The organism is Desulfonatronospira sp. (assembly GCA_003563255.1).
Lineage (GTDB): Bacteria > Desulfobacterota > Desulfovibrionia > Desulfovibrionales > Desulfonatronovibrionaceae > Desulfonatronospira.
Genome location: PWSL01000056.1, coordinates 1 through 3,316, shown reverse-complemented (window position 1 = coordinate 3,316; position 3,316 = coordinate 1). Strand labels below are relative to the sequence as shown.

At 47.0% G+C, this 3,316-nt stretch carries 1 protein-coding gene and 1 pseudogene; both read left to right on the top strand.

Annotation, left to right across the window (positions count from 1 at the left end; translation table 11 throughout):
- A pseudogene (locus QZP87_RS01720) lies at nt 1–121 on the top strand (transposase); the annotation flags it as partial.
- A 373-nt stretch (nt 122–494) separates the two neighbouring features.
- Complete coding sequence (locus QZP87_RS01715) at nt 495–2,855, top strand: hypothetical protein (protein WP_291321195.1); 2,361 nt, start codon at nt 495–497, stop codon at nt 2,853–2,855.
- Nucleotides 2,856–3,316 lie beyond the last annotated feature (461 nt).

The following is a 3,316-nucleotide window of genomic DNA, read 5'->3' as shown; positions in this document are numbered from 1 at the left end:
TTTGCAGGTCACAATCAAATCTATTGAATCAATCGATAGCCTGCGGACCTTAACCAGAAAGGTTTATAAAACCCAGTCCCTGGAAGAATTCAGTGAGCTCGTAAACAGAGCAGCACAATAATAACAATAAACCTTTCCCATCCACATAAGGTCACACTGTCATGGTGTGACCTTTTTTTTTGTCCTTCTAAATAATCTTCCTGAATCGATTTTTTGCCGATTCCAAAAAATAAAGCAGCATATCTCATTCACCAATCCAGATCAGGCACACAAAAGGACAGTTTTAGACGATACCATTTGGGCGCAGAGGCGAAGAGGAGCAGGAACTTAAGATCAACATAGAACTCGAAAAAGTCGGTCGTGGTTCAGACGGCGGTGGACTGATCGTCGGTGGAGACAATTACACCAAGGGCTTTGAAGAGTTTGATGTCTATGTCCGTGGCGATGAGTCCAAGCCCAGTTCTCTGGCCTACCTGCTCGGCGCACCCCATGGAGTGAGAGAGGAAGCAGAAAACAGTCTGGAAACTGTAAACATCTATACCCATCCGGACTACGTGGACGGAGAGACTTTTGCTGATCTGACCATCGGCAACAGCAATACTCCTGCTTATTCCATGCTGGATGTGGTTAATTTTGATGCTTCGGAATTCCTGGGCACCCTGACCGTCAACTATGCAGTGATTCAGTCACCTGATAATTACACCTACGAGCTGGGTAATACAGATGACACTCTGGATCTGCATGTTTTTGACAACGCCTTGTTTCAGCAGAACACCAGTTTGAGCATCATTGGCAATAATGGTGATAACACTATTAATGTCAATTATGGTCAGGCAGCTGGCGTTGACGGCCAGAATACGCTTATCAGGACCGGTAATGGTGACGATACAGTGGTCATCAGTGCCGTACCCCCGACACAGGTTTGGGATGGCCCCATCACAGATATTCGTACTGGAACCGGCAATGACGCCGTCTTCTTGAACGGCCACAGGGAATTCTGCAATATTGATACTGGTGAAAAGACTATTTATCAAAACACCGGTGCTGAGTACTTTTTCTTCGGCGGTCATCTCCAGGTCACCCTGGCAGGCCTGGAATCCGAGTGGATAGCAATCGATTGGAACAGGAATGATTTTACCACCACCAACGCTCAGCTCAAGCAGGCAGTTAGGGACGCCATTGACAGCCGTCCGGACCTTGCCGCCCTGGTCGATTATGAGGATGCCGATGGTGGCGGACTTGATATCATTTTGAATACCGGTGGAGATTTCTCCAATCAAACCTTTAGTGTTGATGTCCGTGGTCCGGTTACCAACCTTGAGAGCACTCGCTTTGCAGGCGGAGTAGGTGGAGCTCCCGGAGTAACAGGCTATAATCCTCAGGGTAATTATGACGGTTGGCCCGACAGCTACCTCAACTTTCCGGCACTGGCTGGAGTGATGACCGAGGCTGATGCCCGTCAACTGGTAGATGCCTGGCAGGCTTACTTCGGACCGCAAAGCAATGTTGGTCTGGACGGGACCAGGTTTAACGGAGAGATCACCGGGACTGATCCCAATGATGCTCCAGATTTCCGTAGTGGAGACGGGGCAACCAGTCCTGACTTTGCCGGTAATCCCGGTGCAGCGCTAGATGCAGACAACATCAATGATTTCCTGGAGTGGATACAGTATAATGCCGACAGTCTGGATATCTTTGGCAATACCTTTAGCGACGACGGATTTGATATAACCGGCCAGCACGAGGTCAACCTGGGTCGTGGCCACGACGTCGTAGTTACTCCCGGAGGAAGAGGTTCTAGAACTGATGTGATAGTGAATGACAATCACTTTGATTATAACACCATTTTGTCCCATTCTAACTTTGGATGGCTGGGCTGGAATATTGACTTCAGAGGCGACAATTATCGTGATGAGGTTGCCAACGGTCGTGGTTTGTCTATTAATCCCACCCTTGATGGGGATGACAATGTAAGGGACGGCCATGTGCCTTACACCACTGTTTCCATGCGTGAGCTCAGCCCGATTGACGGACGTGTTGAGAGGATAGATGACTGGGTAAGAGATGGCGGTGGACAGCATAATTCCACAACATATATGGACTTCTCTGACCTCTGGGATCTTCTCCAGGATCCTGGCAGTGAACAAGATGCCGAAGAAGCAGATATTCTGAACAGAGACGTTCTTACTCCCACAGATTCATTTTACAGCTTCGGTTCGGATGAGCTGCAAAGTGCTCTGAACTACTGGCTGACTCTGGGTAATGATGTACGTGACGCTGACGATTATTTCTTCGCAAGATACCCCAACCTGGATCTGGGTGGTGATGTATCAGTAATAGGTGCAGAATTTGTAGTACTGGTCGGCAAAAACGGTGAAGTTATCCAGGATGAGTGGGATACCGGTGACAACGATCAGCCTGATCCCTATGATCACTGGAGAATCAATAATGAATTCGCCAATGGTGAGTTCAAGGTCTTCTCCGGCCGGGTGATCGAGAGGGAAATAGACAACCAGGATGTCCTTGCATTTGGAAACTTTACCGAACACGGGATATTCAATCTTGCTGGTGATATTAATCCCAGCTTCAACTTCCATGACCTGGATTATTTTATCGACAGGCTGCTGGATCCAGAACCTCCAGAAGATCAGCCTTTCTTTGAGATAACAAGTGTGGTGGGTTTTGATGATATACAAGTAGGAGAAAGCTTCACTGCAACAGTAACCTTTACGAACACAGGTGATGCAATGGAAGAAGGGGACAGTCTCTTATTGAGTTTGATTTCAGCTTATGCTATCCATTCTTCCAACAGCTCAACCACCAGCCATAAAGGAGGTATCTCATGCCCCGCATAGCCCGTTTCATCCGCAGTGACCGTCAAACTGTTTACCCGGTAAAATAGCTTGAGGTTTAAGTATCTATCCTATTATTACTGCACGTGATTTCAGTAACAGCTATCTTCCATGGTATGCCCTGTGCGCCTCAAGCTAAGATTTGAGCAGTCATTTAAATAGGCTCAAATCTTATTTAACCGGGTGAACCACGTCATATCTCGTACTGCCCTGGCAGGCCTGCCAATTAAAGACACTGACAAGGACTGCCTGCTGGGGCTTATCAAAAGACTGAGCAGGCTTTACTTTGTTGACGTGCTGGGTTTCGCAGTTATGGGCAACCATGTCTTATGTGGAGCTCCACATAAGACATGTTATGTGAAGTCCTGAATTATGTGAAGTAGTTGTCCAAAATTATTGTCTTCCCCTTATTTTTCATCATATCTTAAATAATTTACTCCACATAATTCAAGCGATTTTTCAAC